The sequence below is a fragment of the uncultured Mobiluncus sp. genome (assembly GCF_902488535.1).
Lineage (GTDB): Bacteria > Actinomycetota > Actinomycetes > Actinomycetales > Actinomycetaceae > Mobiluncus.
Genome location: NZ_CABTWO010000009.1, coordinates 37249 through 58037, shown reverse-complemented (window position 1 = coordinate 58037; position 20789 = coordinate 37249). Strand labels below are relative to the sequence as shown.

19 protein-coding genes are annotated in these 20789 nt (G+C 57.4%); 15 read left to right on the top strand and 4 right to left on the bottom strand.

Features of this window, described 5'->3' with window-relative positions:
* Positions 1-16: 16 nt before the first annotated feature.
* The 8 genes from argC to RDL66_RS04550 all read left to right on the top strand — a co-directional run bounded on the left by argC (position 17) and on the right by RDL66_RS04550 (position 8305).
* Positions 17-1099 carry an N-acetyl-gamma-glutamyl-phosphate reductase gene (argC, locus tag RDL66_RS04585; RefSeq protein ID WP_308535521.1) on the top strand — a complete coding sequence of 361 codons (1083 nt, stop codon included), beginning with the start codon at positions 17-19 and terminating at the stop codon, positions 1097-1099.
* Between the two features lie 79 nt (positions 1100-1178).
* Entirely contained in the window at positions 1179-2342 is a 1164-nt protein-coding gene (argJ, locus tag RDL66_RS04580; RefSeq protein ID WP_308535520.1) for a bifunctional glutamate N-acetyltransferase/amino-acid acetyltransferase ArgJ, read from the top strand.
* A 53-nt stretch (positions 2343-2395) separates the two neighbouring features.
* Positions 2396-3325, top strand: coding sequence for an acetylglutamate kinase (gene argB, locus RDL66_RS04575; RefSeq protein WP_308535518.1), 930 nt, complete (start codon positions 2396-2398; stop codon positions 3323-3325).
* Between the two features lie 38 nt (positions 3326-3363).
* A complete protein-coding gene (locus RDL66_RS04570) occupies positions 3364-4614 on the top strand; it encodes an acetylornithine transaminase (protein ID WP_308535517.1) in 1251 nt (416 codons plus the stop codon).
* Positions 4607-5098: an ArgR family transcriptional regulator gene (locus tag RDL66_RS04565; RefSeq protein ID WP_308535515.1), complete on the top strand. Its 492-nt coding sequence runs from the start codon at positions 4607-4609 to the stop codon at positions 5096-5098. The genes RDL66_RS04570 and RDL66_RS04565 overlap by 8 nt, the downstream gene beginning before the upstream one ends.
* Positions 5099-5183: 85 nt before the next feature.
* Entirely contained in the window at positions 5184-6416 is a 1233-nt protein-coding gene (locus RDL66_RS04560) for an argininosuccinate synthase (protein ID WP_308535514.1), read from the top strand.
* Between the two features lie 111 nt (positions 6417-6527).
* Entirely contained in the window at positions 6528-7931 is a 1404-nt protein-coding gene (gene argH, locus RDL66_RS04555; RefSeq protein ID WP_308535513.1) for an argininosuccinate lyase, read from the top strand.
* A gap of 221 nt (positions 7932-8152) precedes the next feature.
* Positions 8153-8305 carry a hypothetical protein gene (locus RDL66_RS04550; protein ID WP_299293535.1) on the top strand — a complete coding sequence of 51 codons (153 nt, stop codon included), beginning with the start codon at positions 8153-8155 and terminating at the stop codon, positions 8303-8305.
* Between the two features lie 102 nt (positions 8306-8407).
* Here RDL66_RS04550 and msrA read toward each other — a convergent pair whose 3' ends face one another.
* Positions 8408-9028, bottom strand: coding sequence for a peptide-methionine (S)-S-oxide reductase MsrA (gene msrA, locus RDL66_RS04545; RefSeq protein ID WP_308535510.1), 621 nt, complete (start codon positions 9026-9028; stop codon positions 8408-8410).
* A gap of 80 nt (positions 9029-9108) precedes the next feature.
* Here msrA and RDL66_RS04540 point away from each other — a divergent pair, with 80 nt between their 5' ends.
* From RDL66_RS04540 to RDL66_RS04515, 6 genes are all read left to right on the top strand, one after another.
* Positions 9109-9525 carry an NUDIX domain-containing protein gene (locus tag RDL66_RS04540; RefSeq protein WP_308535509.1) on the top strand — a complete coding sequence of 139 codons (417 nt, stop codon included), beginning with the start codon at positions 9109-9111 and terminating at the stop codon, positions 9523-9525.
* 255 nt (positions 9526-9780) lie between these two features.
* On the top strand, positions 9781-11817 hold the full coding sequence (locus RDL66_RS04535) for an OPT family oligopeptide transporter (protein ID WP_308535507.1): 2037 nt from the start codon (positions 9781-9783) through the stop codon (positions 11815-11817).
* Positions 11818-11858: 41 nt separating this feature from the next.
* Complete coding sequence (locus RDL66_RS04530) at positions 11859-12347, top strand: carboxymuconolactone decarboxylase family protein (protein WP_308535505.1); 489 nt, start codon at positions 11859-11861, stop codon at positions 12345-12347.
* A gap of 8 nt (positions 12348-12355) precedes the next feature.
* Positions 12356-13906 carry an alanine/glycine:cation symporter family protein gene (locus RDL66_RS04525; RefSeq protein ID WP_308535504.1) on the top strand — a complete coding sequence of 517 codons (1551 nt, stop codon included), beginning with the start codon at positions 12356-12358 and terminating at the stop codon, positions 13904-13906.
* 167 nt (positions 13907-14073) lie between these two features.
* Entirely contained in the window at positions 14074-15336 is a 1263-nt protein-coding gene (tyrS, locus tag RDL66_RS04520) for a tyrosine--tRNA ligase (protein WP_308535502.1), read from the top strand.
* A 112-nt stretch (positions 15337-15448) separates the two neighbouring features.
* On the top strand, positions 15449-17068 hold the full coding sequence (locus tag RDL66_RS04515; protein ID WP_308535501.1) for a succinic semialdehyde dehydrogenase: 1620 nt from the start codon (positions 15449-15451) through the stop codon (positions 17066-17068).
* Between the two features lie 90 nt (positions 17069-17158).
* Here RDL66_RS04515 and RDL66_RS04510 read toward each other — a convergent pair whose 3' ends face one another.
* The 3 genes from RDL66_RS04510 to RDL66_RS04500 are packed head-to-tail and all read right to left on the bottom strand — an operon-like array spanning position 17159 to position 19161.
* Complete coding sequence (locus RDL66_RS04510; protein ID WP_308535551.1) at positions 17159-17800, bottom strand: dihydrofolate reductase; 642 nt, start codon at positions 17798-17800, stop codon at positions 17159-17161.
* Between the two features lie 13 nt (positions 17801-17813).
* Positions 17814-18614 (bottom strand): thymidylate synthase, encoded by an 801-nt coding sequence (locus RDL66_RS04505; protein WP_308535499.1) that lies wholly within the window; start codon positions 18612-18614, stop codon positions 17814-17816.
* A gap of 55 nt (positions 18615-18669) precedes the next feature.
* Positions 18670-19161, bottom strand: coding sequence for a DUF2505 domain-containing protein (locus tag RDL66_RS04500; protein ID WP_308535497.1), 492 nt, complete (start codon positions 19159-19161; stop codon positions 18670-18672).
* An 84-nt stretch (positions 19162-19245) separates the two neighbouring features.
* Here RDL66_RS04500 and RDL66_RS04495 point away from each other — a divergent pair, with 84 nt between their 5' ends.
* Positions 19246-20712, top strand: coding sequence for a histidine kinase N-terminal domain-containing protein (locus tag RDL66_RS04495; RefSeq protein ID WP_308535495.1), 1467 nt, complete (start codon positions 19246-19248; stop codon positions 20710-20712).
* Positions 20713-20789: the final 77 nt, after the last annotated feature.

The window sequence follows — 20789 nt, the reverse complement described above, 5'->3', positions numbered from 1 at the left end:
ATGTATAGTTGTTACTATGACAGAGGTTTCAGGTAAAAAGGTCAAAGTCGCGGTCGCGGGAGCTTCCGGTTTCGCCGGTGGTGAGCTGCTGCGATTACTGTTGAATCACCCCCAGGTGGAAGTCGGAACATTGACGGCGGCGTCCTCGGCAGGCGAGCCGTTGGGAAAGCACCATCCCCACCTGTTCCCCCTGGCACAACGAGTGCTGCAGCCTACAGATGTTGAGAATCTGGCGGGCCACGATGTCATTTTCCTGGGGCTGCCGCATGGTGCGTCGGGCCAGGTTACACGTGCCCTGCGCGATGCCGGGGTGAAGTCCCTGCTGATTGACTGCGGAGCGGATCATCGGTTGACCGACCCGGCTGCTTGGCGTGACTACTACCATTCGGAACCGGAGGAACCTTGGGCCTATTCGCTGCCCGAGCTGCTGCACGCCAACGAAAGTTCGGCCCAGGCGCAGCGCGCCGTGTTGCGCCAGGCTGCGGAGATTGCGGTACCGGGGTGCAATGTGACTGCGGTGACCTTGGCTCTGCTGCCGGCGGTATGGGCAGGACTGGTGGACACGTCGGACATTGTGGCGAACCTCGCGGTGGGCTATTCCGGGGCTGGCAAAGCCATGAAATCCCACTTGATGGCCGTAGCGGCGTTCGGCAACGCCCAAGGCTATGCCATGGCCGGCGTACACCGACATATCCCCGAAATCGCTCAAAATTTCCGAGTTGCCGGCGCCACCGAAGTCAAGCTCAGTTTCACTCCCGTATTGGTTCCCATGAATCGCGGCATTCTCGCTACCGTTACCGCGCCCTTAGTCGGGTCTGGCGACACGAGTGAACTACGCCGTGCCTATCACGAAGTTTGCGACAACGAACCGCTATTGGAATTCCTTTCCGAGGGCGTCTGGCCCACCGTGTCGATGGTGAGCGGCTGCGCCAAAGCGGCGATTCAAGTGGCGGTGGATGAACGCGCCGGTAAGGTTGTGGCGCAATGCGCTATCGATAACTTGGGCAAGGGCACCGCGGCAGGCGCCATTCAAGGCATGAACCTGGCTTTGGGCTTCCCGGAGCTGACCGGAGTTCCGGTGGTATCAACCGCACCGTAACCATTTTTGTAAATTTATACAGGATAGCTTATATTTATAAAAAACTGTTTTGGAAACAGTTTTATGCAGGAGGTAGGAAGTGAGCGTTACTTATCCCCGTGGTTTCAAAGCCGCCGGTGCCCATGTGGGCCTGCGCGGCAAGCTGCATCCGGATATGGCCATCGTGAGGAATCTGGGCCCAGATTCAACCGTGGCGGGAGTGTTTACTTCCAATCGTGTGTTTGCTGCCCCGGTGGGTTGGGACCGGAAAGTCGTTGCTGGTGGTCGGGCTCAAGCCGTGGTCATCAACTCGGCAGTAGCCAACGCCTGCACCGGTGCACAGGGGGATCGGGACGCCGCTGCGATGGCAGCGCATCTGGGTCAGGTTCTCGGCGTGGCTGAAAACGAATGTCTGGTGTGCTCCACCGGAATCATCGGACGCGCTTTAGATATGCCGAAAATGACCGCCGGTATTGATACAGTCGCCGCCAAACTACGTGAGGACGGAGGCGACGAGGCCGCCGAAGCCATCCTCACCACCGACACGAAGTCGAAAACTGCTACCCACGAAAGCTCTTCCGGGTGGAAAATCGGCGGCATGGCGAAAGGCGCCGGAATGCTGGCCCCTGCCTTGGCGACCATGATTGTGGTCATCACCACCGATGCTGTTTGGGACCAGGACGCCCTGCAGGACATACTGTCCGATACGGTTGAAAAAACCTTCAACCGCCTCGACTCGGACGGCTGTATGTCCACCAACGACACCGTGTTGCTGCTGGCATCTGGCGCATCAGGGGTCAAGCCCGACCCGAACGAGTTCGCCGCCGGCCTTCTGCAAGTCTGTAAAAGCCTAGCCCTGCAGCTCCTGGGAGACGCCGAGGGAGCTCATCACGATATTGAAATTCGGGTGACCGGGGCTGCCAGCGAAGCGGGTGCTCTCGAGGCCGCCCGAACGATTTCGCGGTCCAATCTGGTGAAAACCGCCGTGTACGGCAACGACCCGAACTGGGGGCGTATCCTGTCCCAGCTGGGCACGGTGCCGGAAGACGTCCTGCCGTTCGACCCGGCTCATGTCGATGTTTCCATTAACGGCGTAAAAGTTTGTAAAGACGGGGGAATCGGTGAGGATCCCTACCTGGCTGATATGAGTCCTCGAGAGTGCCACATCCTGGTAGAGCTGCACGCCGGTCAGGAAGAGGCCCACCTGTGGACCAGTGACTTGACCCACGAATACGTGCATATCAACGGGGATTACACTACGTAACCAACCCTGGGGTGTAAACCCAAGTGCGGAACTTGAGAAATGGAAGGAACACGATGATCACGCCGATACAGAAGACCGAAGTGCTGCTGGAGGCCATGCCGTGGCTGCGCAGCTACCGCGGCGCTACTGTCGTCATCAAATACGGTGGCAACGCGATGGTCAACGAGGATTTGCGTCGCGCTTTCGCCGCCGATATTCAGTTCCTGCACCAGGTCGGTTTGCGGACGGTCGTGGTACACGGCGGTGGTCCACAGATTTCCGAAATGCTGGACCGTCTGGGCTTGGAAGCGCCCTTCATCAACGGCTACCGGGTGACGACCCCGGAAGTTATGGAAGTCGTGCGCATGGTTCTCACCGGCAAGGTCCAACGTGAACTCGTGGGCCTGCTCAATGTGGAGGAATCTCTGGCAATCGGGCTCACCGGCGAGGACGCTGGTTTGTTTGGAGCGCGGAAACGCCAATGCCCTCCGGACAGCGACCTGGGACTGGTCGGGGACATCGTCAATGTTCATCCCCGCGCAGTCGTGGATCTGCTGGAACGGGGCAACATTCCGGTCATTTCCTCCATCGCGCCTTCCGTTGACGACCCCAACATCGTGCTGAATGTCAACGCCGACGCGGTCGCGGCGGCCCTAGCTATCGGCTTAAAAGCGCGCAAGCTCATTATCCTCACCGACGTCGAAGGACTTTACCGGAATATAGATGACCCGGCATCTCTCATCAGGTACCTGACGGCCAGCGAATTGGCGCGTATGTTGCCGACTTTGAAATCGGGAATGGTGCCGAAAATGCAGGCCTGTCTCGATGCTGTGCAGGGCGGTGTGTCCCGCGCGACTATCATCGACGGACGCTTGGCTCACTCCATGCTCCTTGAAATCGTGACTGACCAAGGAACCGGCACCGAAGTCATACCCGACAATGTCCGTCCGACGCGCCCTCATGACGGCGAGCCGCTGCCCACGATACAGTTCCGGCGAGACTAGCCCCATACCTCCGAACCAGCCTAGTGAAAGAAGCAAAAATGGACGTCAAAGAGTGGATTACGCGCTATGAAAACTCGATAATGAATACTTTTGGGACGCCGAAGACCGTGTTGACCCGCGGGGCGGGCTGCTTTGTGTGGGACGAGGACGGCCATCAATACCTCGACTTGTTGGGCGGTATCGCGGTCAACGCCCTGGGACACGGTCACCCGAATATCGTCACCGCTTTGCACGAACAGGTCGAAACGTTAGGCCACGTCAGTAACTATTTTGCGACCCAGCCTCAGATTGAGGCCGCAGAACGGATTTTGTCCATTATTGAGCCCGGCGGAGCTCCGCAGGGCTCGCGAGTCTTCTTTACCAACTCTGGTACCGAAGCGCTGGAGGCGGCGTTTAAGTTGGCGCGGGCTCGCGGGGGAGCCGCGCGCAGCAGGTTCCTCGCGCTGGAAAACTCGTTTCACGGACGTACCATGGGGGCACTGTCGCTGACCTACAAATCGATTTTCCGTGATCCGTTCCTGCCCATGCCTGCTGAAGTTGATTTTCTGCCTTACAACATCGCTGCCTTGGAGCGTGCCTTTGACGGTGAGCGAGGAGAGTCCATCGCGGCTCTGTTCATCGAGCCGATTCAAGGCGAAGCCGGGGTGCGTCCGATTTCTGACGACTTCCTCAAGGTGGCGCGCGAAGTGACGGCACGCGCCGGGGCCCTGCTGGTTTTGGATGAAGTTCAAACCGGCATGGGGCGCACGGGAACCTGGATGGCTCACCACCAGTCGGGAATCATTCCGGACGTGGTGACGCTAGCAAAAGGGCTGGGCGCCGGGTTCCCGGTCGGAGCTTGCGTGGCTCTCAATGGCGAAGCGGCAAGCGTGTTAAAGCCGGGGATGCACGGTTCTACTTTTGCGGGGAATCCGCTGGCGGGAGCCTCGGTGCTGGCGATGATTAACACGGTTGAAGAGGAAGGCTTGCTGTCTAACGTCCAAAACGTGGGGGACATCTGGAAACGCGAGATTCTCGAACTGGAACACCCCCTCATTAGTGAAGTCCGCGGGCGCGGCTTGCTGCTGGGAATCGGTTTGCGCAATCCTTTGGCCAAGCCGCTGGCTGATGAGCTTTTCAAAGCGGGATTCATCGTCAATGCCCCGGATACCTTCACGATTCGGCTGGCACCACCGCTCATCATCAACCCGTCTCAGACCCGGATGTTTACCCAAGCGCTGCCGGAAATCCTCGACCAGGTGCAACGCCAGGCAGACCAAGAAATTCTTCTCGGAGGCTCGCGTGTCTGAAAACCTAGTAGTGCAATCCAAAATTTCCCGCCATAGCGCCATTTCGCGCCTCTTGGCGGAAAATGTGGTGCGCTCTCAAGGGGCTTTGCAGATTCTGCTGGAAAACGCCGGGTTCTCAGTCACACAAGCGACGCTGTCGCGGGACCTGGAGGAACTGGCGGCTACCAAGGTGCGCGATGAAAAGGGGGAGCTACGCTACGTTTTGGGCGGCGTGCGCACCGCCGCGGATTTGCCGTTGCAACTGCCAGGAACGTTGGAACGTTGGTGCGCCCCGCTTTTGATTCAGGCAACTCAGGCCATGAATCAGGTGGTGCTGCGCACTCCTCCAGCCACCGCCGGCACTCTGGCGTCGGTCATTGACAAAGAAAATCTGGAACACGTGTTGGGTTGCCTAGCGGGGGACAATACCATTTTGGTCGTCTGCGACAGTGTGGAATCTGCCAAAGAATTGCGCGATAAGCTGCGAGGCCTGGCCAAGCGCTAGACCTACACTATATTCCCCCTGATTTAAAACCTTTAGCACACAATTTTTAGACCTATTTATCAAATAATGAGAAAGAGAGAAAACAATGACTGAACGGGTAGTGCTGGCTTATTCCGGCGGTTTGGACACTTCGGTGGCTATCGGCTGGATGAAAGACAAGCTCGGTGTAGACACCATTGCGGTGTCGGTGGATGTGGGCCAAGGCGGCGAGGATATGGATGTGATCCGCCAGCGCGCTCTTGACTGCGGGGCAGTGGAAGCCTACATCGCCGATGCCAAAGACGAGTTCGCCACCGAATACTGTATGCCCTCCCTACAAACCAACGGCCTGTACCAAGGCCAATACCCCCTAGTCTCGGCGCTGTCCCGCCCGCTCATCGCCAAACACCTGGTGATGGCGGCTAAACAGTTCGGTGCCACCACCATGGCTCACGGCTGCACCGGAAAGGGCAATGATCAGGTCCGTTTCGAGGTGTCATTTACCTCGCTGGCTCCGGACTTGAAATGCGTGTCGCCGATTCGTGATTTGTCCCTGCAGCGCGACGTGTCGATTGCTTACGCAGAGGAACACCACCTACCCATCGAGGCGACGAAACATAACCCCTTCTCGATTGACCAAAACTTGTGGGGCAGGGCTATTGAAACCGGCTTCTTAGAGGACCTGTGGAACGCCCCCACCAAAGATGTGTACAACTACACTGATGATCCGGCATTTGCGGGAATTCCCGATGAAGTCGTCATCACCTTTGAAAAGGGCATTCCTGTCGCGATTGACGGAGTAAAAATGACTCCGCTGCAGGTCATTCAAGAGATGAACCGGCGTGCCGGTGCCCAGGGGATTGGGCGTATCGATGTCGTCGAGGACCGCCTCATTGGGATTAAATCGCGCGAAATCTATGAAGCTCCCGGAGCAATGGCACTGATTACCGCCCACCAAGCCCTGGAAGCCGTGACCCTGGAGCGGATGCAGCTGCGTTACAAGCGCCAGATGGTAGAGCCGGCGTGGTCCGATTTGGTTTACGAAGCCCAATGGAATTCGCCTCTCAAGAAATCCTTGGACGCTTTTGTGGTGCACACTCAGGAATACGTGTCCGGCGACATTCGGATGGTCATGCACGCCGGACAGGCGGTCGTCAATGGGCGCCGTTCTGAGGCTTCCCTCTACGATTTCAAACTGGCGACCTACGATTCGGGGGATTCATTCAACCAGGACGCGGCGCGCGGTTTCATTGAACTGTACGGAATGCAGTCCAAGCTGGCCGCGGCGCGTGACGTCAGGTATGGCAAGGGCATCACGCTGCAAGCCTCGCACCTCTAAAGGTCAGCGTCCGGGCTTTTCGAGTCGCAGCCTCTCCACAGTTCCCCGGCAGCCGAGCCATTCGGTTTGGCTGCCGGTGGTACTGTGGCGTTGAGAGAAAAAGGAGCAAACATGAGTGAAAAGTTGGCCCTGTGGGGCGGCAGATTCCAGGGCGGACCTGCCCAAGCGTTGGCGGCACTGTCGGTGTCGACCCAGTTTGATTGGCGTTTAGCAGATTACGACTTACAGGGCTCTTTGGCTCATGCCCAGGCGCTGCGGGCGGCGGGTCTGTTGACCGAGTCGGAATACGCCGACTTGAGCGCTGCCCTGCGCCGTCTGCGGGCGGATGTGGCTGACGGAACTTTCACCTTTTCCCCCGATGACGAGGACGTTCATACCGCCCTGGAACGCGGATTGCTGCAGGAAGACTACGCCGGACCGCAACTGGGCGGAAAACTGCGGGCGGGACGCTCCCGCAATGACCAGATTGCCACCCTCGTGCGGATGTACCTGCGCGACGCCGCCACCCACCTGCAAGGGCTGATAACGGCGCTTTGCCAGGCGATTTTGTCCCAGGCCGACCGTGCCGGAACCCATATCATGCCTGGTCGAACGCATATGCAGCACGCCCAGCCGGTGCTGGTGGCGCACCAGCTGATGGCGCACTTTTGGCCCCAGCTGCGCAACTTGGAACGTTTGCGGGACTGGCAAAAGCGCAATGACGCCTCCCCATACGGGGGCGGAGCCCTCGCTGGCAATACGTTGGGGCTGGACCCGGAACTGGTGGCCCGTGAGCTGGGCTTTTCCCAGGTATGTCCGAACTCTATTGACGCCACGGCTGCACGAGACGGGGTGGTGGAGTTTCTCTATGTCCTCACCCAGGTGGCGGTGGATATGTCGCGGTTGGCGGAGGAAATCATTATCTGGAACACCGCTGAGTTCGGCTACGTCACGTTGGACGATTCCTATTCGACCGGGTCCAGCATTATGCCGCAAAAGAAGAACCCGGATGTGGCTGAACTGGCTCGCGGCAAAGCGGGACGTCTGCTTGGCGACTTGACTGGACTAATGACCACGATGAAAGGCTTGCCGCTGGCTTACGACCGGGACCTGCAGGAGGACAAAGAACCGGTGTTTGACGCTATCGACACCCTGGAAGTCCTGCTGCCGGCGGTGACCGGAATGGTGGACACCATGACCCTGCACTATGAGCGTCTGGAAACGCTGTCTACCGCCGGTTTCTCCCTCGCCACCGATGTGGCTGAATGGCTGGTGAAACGCGGTATGCCTTTCCGTCATGCTCACGAAGTGTCGGGAGCCTGTGTGGCGTTGGCAGAAGGGCGGGGCGTTGGGCTGGAGGACCTCAGCGATGCTGATTTTGCGGGGGTTGACCCGCTGCTGACCCCTGAGGTTCGCGACGTCCTGACCGCTGCAGGTTCGGTTCGGGCCCGCCGCGGGGTGGGAGGTACCGCTCCGGAGCGCGTGGCTGAACAGATTGCGGCGGCCCGCCAGCAATTGCAAGCGTTCCAGCGCTAACTCTGCCCTGTCGGGGTGATACAGTGCCTCCCCGGGAGAGGCCAGCGGCGCTCTGGCTTATTGTTCACGTTGTGTAGACAAATTAAACTTTAGTGTACATAAAATGTAAATCGAGGTATAATAAAAATATCGAGCGGACATCGGTGATGACCGACTCGAGAGGTGGGGCACAGGGCTCACCGAGACGTGTACAGAGCGATAGCAAAGGAGGTGCAACGGTTATGAGTAGCATATTGAACTGGCTAAAGACCGCCCCAAAAACTTTCACCAGCGTGAAGGTTATTTCCGGCGAGGCGCCCCAGATGTGCGCAGACACTGTGATGGCCCAGGCCTATCGAGTGAACATGGCGCAAGAAATTTTGGCTGACCGTTAAGGGGGACGGAAACCAAAAAACAGCGACGACGCAAGCGGACAACGATGTCCGCTTTTTTGTTGCCTAAAATCCGGCGTGCCGGTGCTGAAACGCGAGTGCCGGCTAGTTCGTCAGCCGTGGAGTCTCGCAAACAAAGCCCTTGAATCCGTGATTGCAATAGCCGTGGGGGTGGTGAAACAGGTACGCCTGGTGATATGGCTCCGCGAGCCAAAACTCGCCGGCAGCGGCCAGGCTGAGAATCTCGGTCGTGATCGGCCCTCGACCGGCCTGGGCAAGGGTTTTCCCGAAAGTTTGCCGGGATTGCTCAGCCAGCTGACGCTGTTGCGCAGTGGTGTAAACAATCATCGAACGGTACTGGCTGCCCCGGTCGTTGCCCTGCCGCTCGCCCTGAGTGGGGTCGTGGTTCTCCCAAAACACTTTCAGCAGGTCCCCCGCGCTCGTGCGGGTCGGGTCGTAGACTATCCGGGTAGTTTCGGCGTGCCCGGTTTGACCTGTACAGACATCTTCATAACTGGGGTGTGGCCAGTGACCTCCCAGATAACCTACCGCCGTGTTGATAACCCCGGGCTGGCTCCAATAAATGCGTTCCACTCCCCAAAAACACCCCATTGCCACGTAAAGAACCTCGTAAGGCTGGGGCCACGGCCCGGTCAGAGAGGTCTTAAGCACGGGGTGGACGCCGGGCAGGGCAGGTTCAGGGTTGTTTTGAAAGCCAAAATCCATAATCCTAGTGTGTCACCGCGCGCTGGGATTGTCCTGGGCGGGGTTTCTCTCCCGACTACAGAGTTATTAGACTCGAAAGCGTGTTTCAGCCGATAGTGGTCGCGGCAGCGATCGTGGACGACCTCAGCCAGCCGACACAGGTGCTGGGGGCGCAACGTTCTTATCCCGAACAATGGCGGGGTTTCTTTGAATTTCCCGGTGGCAAGACCGAACCTGGAGAAACTCCCGAACAAGCCCTGCGTCGGGAGTTGCGTGAGGAACTGTCAGCGGAAATTATCGTGGGGGAGCGCTTGGAGGAAACTTGGCCTGCTCACGGGGGATTTCAGATGTTCGTGTACCTGTGCGTCCCCGCGCCGCACAGCGTGGCACAGGTCGGGGCGGCGCATCTGTCCCTGCGATGGGTCGACCTTCAACATTCCGAGAGTTTGCCTTGGTTGCCCGCCGACTATCCGATTCTGACCGCGATTGCACGGCATTACGGCATCACGCAGAACTAAATAGCGCGACATTGCTCCCGCGCCGCTGCGGGTACCTCCAGGCGTGACACGAAGCTCACTCGGTTTCGAGTTTCGGGCTCACAAGGGAGCTGCGGCGGTGTGGCGCGAAAAATGGGTTTTTCTTTTTCCAGTTCAAGCAGGGGTTTTAGTGTGACAGGTCAGGATAGTGGTAGTTTAGACCCCGTGTAAAAAGCTGTTAGCCCTACCGAGGGCGGCAAAAACTGAAACTATTTGTATAGAGAAGGCGAGAAATCCTTGTCAAATCAGCCTGCGGCCGCTGCGACAAACAATGCCGGAGCCCAGTCCGCTCATCCTTACCGCGAGTTAACCTTCCGAGCCGTTATTGTCGGCGGATTAATCACCCTGATTTTCACCGCCGCTAACGCGTATCTCGGATTGAAAGTCGGCTTAACCTTCGCCACTTCTATCCCTGCTGCCGTGATTTCCATGGCCATCCTGCGTTACTTCCATGACCACACGGTCGTGGAAAACAATATCGTCCAGACCATCGCGTCAGCAGCCGGGACCCTTTCGGCCATTATTTTCGTGATTCCTGGCCTGGTCATGGTGGGATATTGGTCTGGCTTCCCCTACTGGGAGACCACCGCCGTGTGCATGGTCGGCGGCATTCTCGGCGTGATGTATTCAATCCCGCTGCGTCGCGCCCTGGTAACCGGCTCCGACCTGCCCTATCCGGAAGGGGTAGCGGCCGCGGAAGTGTTGAAAGTGGGGGACGAAAGCGGTTCCGCAGAGGAAAATCATCGCGGTTTGCTGGTGATTATCTGGGGTGGTCTGGCTTCCGCAGGAATGGCGCTGCTCACGGCGTTAAAAGCTGCCGCGGGGTCCTTGAGCTTGAACTTTAAGATTGGCGCCGGAGGCACCATGATTGGTGGTTCACTGTCTTTGGCTTTGATGGGAGTAGGACACTTGGTTGGTCCCGCGGTTGGCATCGCGATGCTGGTTGGTTTGCTGCTCTCTTACGGGATTCTGCTGCCGATTCTGACCCAAGGTCAGGTTGCCGGTCAGGATCTCGGTGATGTGGTCAGCACGGTTTTCGCCCACGACGTGCGGATGATTGGTGCCGGAGCCATGGCGGTGGCTGCGGTGTGGACCCTGCTAAAGATTATCGGGCCCATCCTGCGCGGTATCGCGGACTCCTTAAAATCCTCGAAACTGCGTGAAACCGGAAACCAGGTTCCCCTCACGGAACAGGACATTCCTTTCAAGTACGTAGCTGGCATCACCTTGCTGTCCATGATTCCCATTGGCTTGCTGTTGTGGAACTTCCTGCGGAATTCGCCTATCTCGCACCATCTCGCGGCACTCATCATCCTCAGCATTCTGTTTGTGCTGGTTCTGGGCTTGCTGATTGCCAGTATCTGCGGTTATATGGCGGGCCTGATTGGGGCCTCGAATTCTCCTATCTCTGGCGTGGGCATCATCGTGATTATTGCGGCTTCGCTGCTGATTCTGTTGGTGACCGGCAACACCAGCCAGACCCACCCCACCGAACTGACCGCCTACGCGCTGTTTACGACCGCAATCGTCTTCGGCATCGCCACCATCTCGAACGATAACCTCCAAGACCTGAAAACTGGCCAGCTGGTCGGAGCTACTCCGTGGAAACAGCAGGTGGCGCTGATCATCGGGGTTATTTTCGGTTCGGTGGTGATTCCTCCGGTCCTGCAGCTGCTGATGACCAGCTTTGGTTTCTCCGGGATGGAAGGCGTGGACGAGACTACCGCTCTGCAGGCTCCGCAAGCGACCCTGCTGTCCACCATCGCCAAGGGAATTTTTGGCGGGGACATGAACTGGCAGCTGTTCGGTCTGGGGGCTTTGATTGGTGTCGTCATCGTCATCATTGATGAAATCATGGGTCGCGTCAGTCGTTTCAACCTGGCTCCGCTCGCCGTGGGCATGGGCATGTACCTAAACATCACGACCACCCTGGTCATCTCTCTGGGCGCCCTGGTGGGCTGGATTTACAACCGTTGGGCGCAACGCCAAGAAAAGGCGGAACAGTCCAAGCGTCTCGGGGTGCTGCTGGCTACCGGCATGATTGTGGGCGATTCACTATTCGGAATCCTCAACGCCGGCATCATCGGAGCCACCAGCAACGCGGATGCCCTGGGAATCATTCCTGATTCTTTTGCGCCGGTCGCAAAAGTCGTGGGAGTGGTCGTTTTTGTTGGTTTGCTGGCCGTTACCTACCGCTGGGTCATGAAGAAATCCAGCGAGTCCGCGCTGACACCAGCCTCAGAAATCAACGATTCTTCCACGGATAAAGCCTAAACGACCCTGTCTAAGTGGGTTTACGGAAAGGAACAAACTCGATGACAGAAACATCCGCTCGGAGAGTACCGTACTTGGATAAAGCCTTTCCTGAAGTCGCTGCTGCCATGGAGGAAGTGACTCGTAGGCTCAAGCCCGTTTACGAGCAGGTCGGTCTACCGGCTAGTCTGATTGAACTCGTTTGTCTACGTGCCAGTCAGATGAATAGGTGTGGGACTTGCCTTTCTGTACACGTGCCGCGGGCGCTAAAAGCCGGTGTAACTCAACTCCAGATTGATGTGTTGCCCAGTTGGAGGGAAGACACGGAATTGTTCACCCCTCAAGAAAAGGCCGCACTGGAGCTGACTGAGCACATAACCAGGCTCCCCGAAGGAGTGCGCAACTCCAGCGTGGGGGAGCGCGCGCAGACATTCTTTACCGAAGCTCAGGTGGCTGCTCTCGAATGGTGCGCCATCATGATTAATGCCAACAACAGGATTTCAATTGCTTCGCATCACCCGATTCGCAAGTATCTGCCAGTATCCAGTTAGGAGAAAAAATGCTGCCTTTTCCAGCAATAGTCCCGGTGAAGCCCGAGGAGCTTTCACCTTTCGAAAAATTTAATCAACTCGTGGCCAATGCCCTCGGTACCGTTTATGGCATGAGCATTGGCTATGTGCTGATTGTGGTACTGCTCGGTTTCGGAATCTACGCGACAATTCGCACCGGTGCTGTCCAGTTCACCATGTTTTCTAAAATGTGGAAAACCGTGATGGGTTCCCGAAAAGGCTCCCATGGAGGCATCAGTTCTTTCCAGGCTTTCGCGGTGGGGTTGGCCGACCGTATCGGCACCGGCAACATTGCCGGGGTAGCTCTCGCGATTACCCTGGGCGGTGCCGGCTCCATCTTTTGGATGTGGATTGTGGCTCTGGTCGGTATGGCCAGCGCTTTTATCGAGGCGACCTTGGCGCAGATGTTCAAGGTCCGCAATCCTGATGGAACTTTCCGCGGCGGCCCCGCTTTCTATATTGAGCGCGGTCTCGGTTCGCGTGCCTGGGGTTCTGTTTTTGCGGTTTTGCTCATCTTCACCTACGCTTTCACTTTCCAGCTGATTCAGGCCAATACCCTGGCCGGCTTAGCGAAAGCGAACTTCGGAATGCCAACCTACGCCACCGGGCTGTTGCTGGTAGCCATCACCGCGCCTTTCTTTATTGCCGGGATTCGTTCGGTGGCGCGTATCGCCGAGTACTTGGCTCCGCTGATGGCAGTTATTTACATGACGTTGGCTTTGATTGTCATCATCGAGAATATCGGACAACTCGGTACAGTTTTCGCCATGATTTTCCAGGGCGCTTTCGGCGTGAACTCGGTAGCAGGCGGCACCTTAGGTGGGTTGTTTGCAGCTTTGATGAACGGCACGAAGCGCGGCTTGTTCTCAAACGAAGCCGGTATGGGTTCCGCCCCGAACGCGGCTGCAACCGCCACCGTGTCCCACCCTGTCAAGCAGGGAATGATTCAGTCCCTCGGCGTATTCGTGGACACCATTTTGGTCTGCAGCGCTACTGCTTTCATCGTGCTGCTCGGAGGCGTCTATGATCCGAATGCGGCTGAACAGCCCTCTGACGGCGCGGCCCTCACGGTTGATTCCCTAGCTGCGTTGGGTCCCTGGACTAAACCGATTATTCTCATCGTCATCTTTATGTTCGTTTACTCGACTTTGCTGGGTAACTTTAGCTATTCCGAAGGCAACATCAAATACCTGCTGGGTATCGAAAATAACGCTTGGATCGTCAAGGCGATTTCCATCATCGCGGTGTTCCTGGGCTCAGTGCTTTCCTTGAAAATGGTGTGGAACTTGGGCGACTGGACCGCGGGGTTGATGGCCATCATGAACTTGGTGGCTTGTACCCTGCTGTTCAAGTGGGCTCTGGGTGCTCTCAAGGATTACCAGCACCAACTGGAAACTAAGAGTGAGGACGAAATTCAGTTCTGTTCCACTGACAATAAGTTCCTTCCTGGTGAGCTTCCCACCGATATTTGGACGAAAGAAGCTATCGCGCAGGGACGCAACATTTCCAGTGACCCCACTTCCTGGGAACACGGAGACTAATCTGAACAATCAGTTAGCCCCAGGAACCGCGATGTTCCTGGGGTCAGCTGTGTATCCCCCGAGCTTGTGCGTCGAGCCGTTCCCCGGCCTTTTTGTGTGCGCGGCAAACCCGGTAGCATAGAGGGGCGTGAAAACGCGACGACTACGAACTATTGAAGGAAGTAAACGTGAGCGATCTGATTGACGAACTGACTTGGCGGGGCCTGATTAAGCAACACACCGATTTGGACGCGTTGCGCCGGGCTTTGAACGAAGGTCCGCTCACGTTCTATTGTGGTTTCGACCCCACCGCAGCATCCTTGCATCACGGACACTTGGTGCAGCTCATCATGATGCGCCATCTGCAGCTGGCGGGACATCATCCCATCGCCTTGGTTGGGGGTGCGACCGGTTTGATTGGCGACCCGCGCATGACTTCGGAACGCCAACTGCAGGACAAGGAAACTGTGGCGGGTTGGGCGGATCGTCTGCAGCACCAAATCGAGCGTTTCCTCGATTTCGAGGGTGATAATCCGGCGCGAATGGTCAACAATCTGGAGTGGACCGCGCCCCTGTCCGCGATTGATTTGCTGCGTGACCTAGGTAAGAACTTTCGGATGGGCACCATGCTGTCCAAGGACGCAGTGGCGCGGCGGCTCAAGAGCGAAGAAGGCATTTCTTTTACAGAATTTTCCTACCAAATCCTGCAAGCCAATGACTACCTGCAGCTGTACCGCAAGTACGGTGTCACGTTGGAAACCGGGGGTAACGACCAGTGGGGCAACCTGGTTGGCGGCATGGACCTGATTCGCAAGATTGAAGGCAAAGATGTTCACGTGATGACCACGCCTCTGATTACCAAGTCTGACGGTACCAAGTTCGGTAAATCCGAAGGCGGGGCGATTTGGCTCGACCCGGAGATGTTCAGCCCCTACGCGTTCTACCAGTTCTGGTTGAACACCGAGGATGCCGACGTGGTCAACCTGCTGAAAGTCTTTACTTTCCTGAGCCGCGAGGAAATCGAGGCGTTGGAAACCGAAACGAAGCAAAACCCGGGGAAGCGTGCCGCCCAGCGGGCTTTGGCCGAAGCCGTAACCACCCTGGTGCATGGGGCGGATGAGACCGAGCGGGTAAAGGCCGCTTCGACGGCATTGTTCGGACGTGGCGACTTGCGTGAGATAGACGGGAAAACCCTGGTAGCGGCCACTGCTGACCTGCCGCGCACCCAAGCCGTGCTGGGCGAAACCAATATTTTGCACCTGTTGGTGGACTCGGGATTGGAAAAGGGTATTGGGGCGGCAAAACGTACTGTCGCCTCCGGGGGCGCGTACCTGAATAATGAAAAAGTCGAGGACGAAAGCCGGGTCGTTACCGCTGCTGATGTGCTGCCCGGCGGGGTCGTCTTGTTCCGGAAGGGCAAACGGCAGCTCGGCGTAGCCGTTACCGAATGAAGGTAACGCAGACATTTTCCAATTCCGCGTTCACCTTTCGTAGATAGGCAATCTGTCCTAAAATGGGTTTAAATCCCAGTGGTGTGATACTGAACTGTCAAAGGAGACTGTAATGTCCGATACGGAAACAAAGACCATTTACCCTTCTGCCCAGGCCGAAGCCCAAGCACATCAGATGCACCAGCGCTGTGAGGCTTCTTTCCGCAGCTTGGTGCCAAACCTGGAGCGGGTGGTAGGGCTGCCGGAAGGTCGTCCGTTACGGGCCGTACAGTCGCCGTTTACCGGCATTGATGCTTTCGGGGTTCCCCAAGCCACCCTGGCCGACTTGGACCAGGCCATAGTGCGTGCTCGCAGTGCGGGGCGGCGCTGGGGCAAGGCTCCCGCCGCCACCCGGGCGCAGTTTTTGTACAGACTTCATGACGTGCTGTGGCAGCACATGGACGAAATCCTCGACGTGATTCAGTGGGAAACCGGCAAGTCCCGCTACCACGCTTATGACGAAATCCAGGATATTGCCCTGAACTGCCGCTACTATGCGCGCACCCTCTCTCACGCGGTTCGCGACGAGCGCCGTCGCGGGGCTTTTCCCGGCGTGACGCGCACTTTCGTAATGTATGAGCCCAAGGGCGTTGTGGGGGTAATTGCGCCGTGGAACTACCCACTGTCGATGGGGATTACGGACGCTATCGCGGCTCTGGCGGCTGGTAATGCCATCGTGACCAAGCCGGATTCCAACACCCCGTTGTCAGTGGTGGTCGGTAAAGCCCTGATGGTCAAGGCCGGGTTGGACCCCGATTTATTCATTTTGGTGCCCGGACGCGGCTCCGAACTGGGAACCCCGCTCATTGAACAAGTCGATTTTATGATGTTTACCGGTTCTACCGCCACCGGCCGGATTATTGCCAAGCAATCGGGCGAAAACCTGATTGGGGTTTCGGCTGAGCTGGGCGGCAAGAACCCGATGATAGTGCTGGAGGACGCGCGAGTCGACGATGCGGTGGCAGGACTGGTGCGGTCCGCCTACGCCAACACCGGCCAGCTTTGCGTCTCGATTGAGCGTCTCTATGTCCAAGACTCGATTTACGACGAGTTCAAGGCCAAGCTCGTCAAACGTATCAACGATATGAAGATTGCGGTTTCCTTTGATTGGGAGACCGATATGGGGGTCTTAGTTTCCGACCACCAGCTCGAAACGATTGATACCCAAGTTCAGGATGCTCTGAGCAAGGGCGCGGTAGCTCTGGCCGGCGGCCACGCACTGCCCGAAATTAGCTACACCGCCTATGCCCCCACCCTTCTGGAAGGTGTCGAGGAGGGAATGACCCTGTACGACCATGAGACTTTTGGTCCCGTGGTGTCGCTGTATCGTTTCCACACCGATGAACAGGCTATCGCCCTGGCTAATGACACGAATTACGGTTTGAATGCCTCGGTTTGGGGCAAACCGGCTCACGCTGTGGCAGTAGCTCGCCGGATTGAGGCCGGCACGGTCAATGTCAACGAGGGATTCACCGCCGCCTGGGGTTCCACCGATGCTCCCATGGGTGGCTGGAAAGATTCCGGCTTGGGGCGTCGTCACGGGATAGAGGGCATCCATAAATACATGGAATCGCGCACTATCGCGGTGCAAAACCGCGCAGTACCGATTGCACCGATTATGGGCTTGAGCCAGGAACAATACGTCAAGGTACTGAAATTCGCCCTGAAAGCTATGCGGCGGCTGCATCTCTAGGGACGCATTTTCGTCTTTACGGCGGGTTCGGAATCGTGCCGAAGTAACGTTCGGTGTGACCGGACCCGCCGATTTTTGCGAACGAAGGCTCTAGCGGGGAATGAAGTAGCGTACCCGCCAGGCGGCGTCCCCGGACTTCGGGCGCCAGTTTTCGTCCGAACGGGTCAGGTCCAGTTGCCAGCGAACCGGGTCGATGACCGGGGCGTAAGCCACCGTGCTCATGGGAGGCACTATAGCGGTCATGTCCAGTTGGGTGACCACCAGCAAATCCGCCAGTCCCAGCTCCATGACTTCGCGATAAACTTTGGCTCCGCCGGTAATCCACACCTGGGGGGTGTCGGCACAAAGTTCCAGAGCCTCCGTAAGGCTGTGCGCGACCTCAATGTCAGGGGCAGTGAACTCGCGAGACCCGGTAAGCACGATATTACGCCGACCGGGCAAAGCCTGTCCCAGAGAGAGGAATGAGGCGCGCCCCATAATTACCGGACTGCCCATGGTGGTGTCTTTGAAATGTTTAAAGTCCGCGGGGACGTGCCACAGCATCTTGCCGCCAGCTCCCAACACTTGTGCCTTGTCCTCGGCCCAAATCATTCCCAGCACACCGATGCCGTGTCCGGCGCGTGACCCCGACGGGGAACCCTCCGGGGCGGGTGCCGAGTCAGGAGTGACGGGCGGAGTCCATCCGTAGGGGTTGTGCACCGGTTTATTTGCGCCAGGGTTTAAGCCGACCATGCTGCCTCTCACTTCAGACCGCTACGGGAGCGGAAATCTTTGGGTGGTGTTGATAATTCGCCAGACGAATCATGTCAAAAGTGTAGCCGTCAATGGAGTCGGCTTTATCCAGTTCCAGAGTGGGGAAGGGGTACGGCTCACGAGACAGCTGCTGGGTGACTTGGTCCACGTGGTTGGCATAGATGTGGCAGTCTCCGCCGGTCCACACGAGTTCGCCGACCTGTAAATCAGACTGTTGAGCCAGCATATGGGTCAGCAAGGCATAGGAGGCGATGTTGAAAGGCACCCCCAGGAACATATCCGCCGAACGCTGGTAGATCTGCAGGGAGAGCCGGCCTTGCCCGACCCAGCATTGAAAGAAAGCGTGGCAGGGAGCCAGCGCCATCCGTTCCAACTCCGAAACGTTCCAAGCCGACACCAGCATCCGCCGGGAAGAAGGGTCGTTTCGCAATGTATCGAGCAGGTTTTTCACCTGATCCACCGGACCGGCCGCGGTGGGCCAGGCACGCCACTGGTGGCCGTAGATGGGCCCCAAATCACCGGATTCGTCCGCCCACTCGTCCCAGATATGGATATTGTTTTCCTTTAGCCAGCGGTTATTCGTCCCCCCCTGCAAGAACCACAGCAGCTCGCCGACCACCCCGTGCCAGTACAGACTCTTGGTGGTGATGGCGGGGAAGCCCTGCGAGAGGTCGTAGCGCAGTTGGCGCCCAAAAATTGAGCGGGTTCCTGTTCCGGTACGGTCGGCTTTTTCCACGCCGTGAGACATAATGTCGGCTAGCAAGTCCTCGTATTGGTGGTCGGTGATGGTCATATCTTCCCTTCTTAGACGCGCTGAAGGTGGTATAGAACCACTGTATCAGGGACCCCTACAGCAAAAATTCGTCTGCTCTGGTGGTCTCTTTGGCGAAAGCGTTTTTAATGGTCTTTACCACGGCTCGCTCTACTCCAGCCGCAAAAAAAAGAATTGCGCAGGTGACTTCGCCCTCCAGCGTAACCTCGGTGCCGGACTCAGGAATCGGCTCAGATCTCGCCGCCATAGTGGTCGAAAACTTTACCGGAACACCCGCCATCGAGCCGCTCATGGTGCCGTTCTCGACCCATCCGGACTGATCCAAATCCCAGACTTCCACCACTTTTAGGTTCAGCCCGGAATTGAGTTTATTGGCCAGCTGGTCGAGGTATTCAGTAGAAATCGACACGGTGGAAGACACCCGGATGCGGTTATCGACCAGACTCAAATCGACTTGGGCGTTGTTATCAAAGTCGGCCCAACGTTTCTTGTAGTATTCCGGATTTTTCAACATCGCGGTGACTTGGGCACGAGAACCGGGATAAACCAGGGTCTGGGTAAATTTCATGTCGGGTTTCTCCTGAAGTTTCAATTACCTCTATATTCTAAATGCAGGTTGCTCAAAACACAGCCCAACGCATAACCTGAGAGGGTGTCCACGTTTAAACGCTCCCTGGGGGAACCACCGTTCCAGGAATTACCCGAAGAAGCAGTAGAACAGCTGTATCGTTTGGTGTCAGACTGGCAGATTATTTCTGACCTTTCCCAAGCTGATTTGTTGCTGTGGTTGCCCAACCGTTACGACGGCATGTCTTGCGCGGCACACTGTCGTCCGGCCACGGGTCCGACGGTGCACCTCGATGATGTCATTGGGCTAAACCTGCCCGCTACCCGTCTGTCCCTGCTGGAACAGGTCTTGTTAAAGGGGGAAATTATTGAGAACCCCGTACACCGCTGGACGGGGATGAATACGGTATCTGAAGTGCTGGTGCCCGTGCCTTTTGCGGGACGAAATATCGGGGTTCTGGCGATTGAAACCAACCTAGCTTTCCAGGTCGGTGAGATTGGCGGTGAGGGTTGGTTCAAAGCGGTTTCCCGAACCCTGTGGAAGATGGTGGCGGCCGGAGATTTTCCTTTCGAGGTCACCCCGACCACCGGCAAACACGGCAATCCCCGGGTGGCCGATGGGGCGCTGATGCTGGATAGCGAGGGGGTGGTAGAGCATTGCTCACCAAACGGGATTTCTGCTTTTAAACGGCTCGGGTTTCACAACCAGCTCTATGGCGCGAAACTTAGCGACTCCGTCTTGCCGCTGCTGGAAAAGGGCAGCGTTATTGATGAGGATTTGTCTACGGTCCTGTGGGGACGCTCCTCGGCGCTGGCTGAGATTGACGTGCGCGGAGTGGATTTGACCATCCGTTCGCTACCGCTGGTCGAGGAAGGGGAGCGGATTGGGGCCCTGCTGCTGTGCCGCGACGTGACCGAAAAACGTCATCGCGAAAAGGAACTGTTGAGCAAAGATGCCACTATCCGCGAAGTACATCACCGGGTGAAAAACAACCTCCAAACGGTTAGCGCCCTGCTGCGCCTGCAAGCTCGTCGTTCGGATAACACGGTGGTTCAAGAGGCGCTGTCGCAGGCAGAACGGCGTATTTCGATTATCGCGATGGTGCACGAGGCGCTGTCGCATACGGTTGATGAAACCGTGTCTTTTGACGACACATTCCGTAAGCTGTTGGCTTTGGTAGCGACTGCCGCGTCTTCGGATCACTTTGTGGAGACGCGTTTCTTGGGCAGCTTTGGGACACTCGGTGCAGATGCCGCCTCCGCCCTGGGGCTGGTGCTCACCGAACTGGTTACCAACGCGATTGAACACGGTTTGGAGGGCCGCGGCGGGGTGGTTGAGGTCGAGGCGCACCGGGACGACGACAACGAGACTCTGGTGGTGACGGTGACCGACGACGGACACGGACTCGCCGGCAATTCGGTCGGTTCAGGCTTGGGCACCCAGATTGTCCAAACTTTGGTGAAAACAGAACTGGTCGGGACAGTGCAGTGGGAGAACCGAGAACCGCCCGCGAGTGGCACGATAGTGCGTCTCACCGCTACCAAACTGTGAGTCAGCAGCCAGGTGGGGCTGGTAAAAAAACCGTGGTGGTGAGCTACTTATTGCGCTCACCACCAGCGGGGTCTTTA

Coding starts and splice junctions, on each gene's coding strand:
- RDL66_RS04510 (WP_308535551.1), bottom strand. CDS start 17,800: ATGGTCGGCTTAAACCCTGGCGCAAATAAACCGGTGCACAACCCCTAC.
- argC (WP_308535521.1), top strand. CDS start 17: ATGACAGAGGTTTCAGGTAAAAAGGTCAAAGTCGCGGTCGCGGGAGCT.
- argH (WP_308535513.1), top strand. CDS start 6,528: ATGAGTGAAAAGTTGGCCCTGTGGGGCGGCAGATTCCAGGGCGGACCT.
- RDL66_RS04530 (WP_308535505.1), top strand. CDS start 11,859: ATGACAGAAACATCCGCTCGGAGAGTACCGTACTTGGATAAAGCCTTT.
- RDL66_RS04550 (WP_299293535.1), top strand. CDS start 8,153: ATGAGTAGCATATTGAACTGGCTAAAGACCGCCCCAAAAACTTTCACC.
- RDL66_RS04570 (WP_308535517.1), top strand. CDS start 3,364: ATGGACGTCAAAGAGTGGATTACGCGCTATGAAAACTCGATAATGAAT.
- RDL66_RS04500 (WP_308535497.1), bottom strand. CDS start 19,161: ATGAAATTTACCCAGACCCTGGTTTATCCCGGTTCTCGTGCCCAAGTC.
- argB (WP_308535518.1), top strand. CDS start 2,396: ATGATCACGCCGATACAGAAGACCGAAGTGCTGCTGGAGGCCATGCCG.
- RDL66_RS04515 (WP_308535501.1), top strand. CDS start 15,449: ATGTCCGATACGGAAACAAAGACCATTTACCCTTCTGCCCAGGCCGAA.
- msrA (WP_308535510.1), bottom strand. CDS start 9,028: ATGGATTTTGGCTTTCAAAACAACCCTGAACCTGCCCTGCCCGGCGTC.
- RDL66_RS04505 (WP_308535499.1), bottom strand. CDS start 18,614: ATGACCATCACCGACCACCAATACGAGGACTTGCTAGCCGACATTATG.
- RDL66_RS04560 (WP_308535514.1), top strand. CDS start 5,184: ATGACTGAACGGGTAGTGCTGGCTTATTCCGGCGGTTTGGACACTTCG.
- RDL66_RS04525 (WP_308535504.1), top strand. CDS start 12,356: ATGCTGCCTTTTCCAGCAATAGTCCCGGTGAAGCCCGAGGAGCTTTCA.